The organism is Agromyces binzhouensis, assembly GCF_004135055.1.
In the GTDB taxonomy this organism is placed as follows: domain Bacteria; phylum Actinomycetota; class Actinomycetes; order Actinomycetales; family Microbacteriaceae; genus Agromyces; species Agromyces binzhouensis.
In genome coordinates this window covers 1-747 of record NZ_SDPL01000743.1, presented here as the reverse complement: position 1 = coordinate 747, position 747 = coordinate 1, and the positions used below count along the sequence as shown (strand labels likewise).

Below are 747 nucleotides of genomic sequence, written 5' to 3'. Positions count from 1 at the left end.
GCGCGCACGCTGGAGTCCTGGCTCGCGTCGGCCGGGCCGCTGGCAGCGCTCGCCGGCCTCGGCGCGAGCGACCGCATCGCGGTGACCGGTCCGCTCGGCGCGTCGATGCACCTCTACGCGGCGCTGCACGCGCTCTGGATCGGCGCGACGGTCACCGACGACCTCGCGTCGGCCACCGCGCTGCATGCGACCCCGACGCGCCTCGCGCGCCTGCTCTCCACCGACGCGGCACTGCCGACGACGGCGATCGTCGCGGGCGCGGGACTGCCTGCCCGCCTCCGCGAGCAGGCGGCGGCGCGCGGCATCCGCCTCGTGGAGTACTACGGCGCCGCCGAGCTGTCGTTCGTCCTCGCGGCCCGCCACGAGCACGACGGCGGGGTGAACGCGGGCATGCAGCCCTTCGAGGGCGTCGAGGTCGACGTGCGGCCCGCCGACGCGGGCCTCGAGCTCTGGGCGCGGTCGCCGTACCTCGCACTCGACGTGGTCGGCGGGCGGTTGCGCCGCGACGCCGACGGGTTCGCGACGGTCGGCGACCTCGCCGAGCGCACGCCGAGCGGCGGAATCCGGGTGCTCGGACGCGGTGACTCGGCGATCATCACGGCCGGCGCGACGGTGCTCGCCGAGGACGTCGAGGCGCGCCTGGTCGCGCTGCCCGGGGTCCGCGACGCCGCCGTCGTCGGCGAGCCGCACGACCTGCTGGGCGAGCGCATCGCGGCCGTCGTCGAGCTCGAACCCGGCACTCGGCTC

General features: G+C 77.2%; 1 protein-coding gene. It reads left to right on the top strand.

Features of this window, described 5'->3' with window-relative positions:
- The coding region (locus tag ESO86_RS17995) for an AMP-binding enzyme (protein ID WP_165308384.1) at nt 1-747 on the top strand (747 nt) is incomplete at both ends.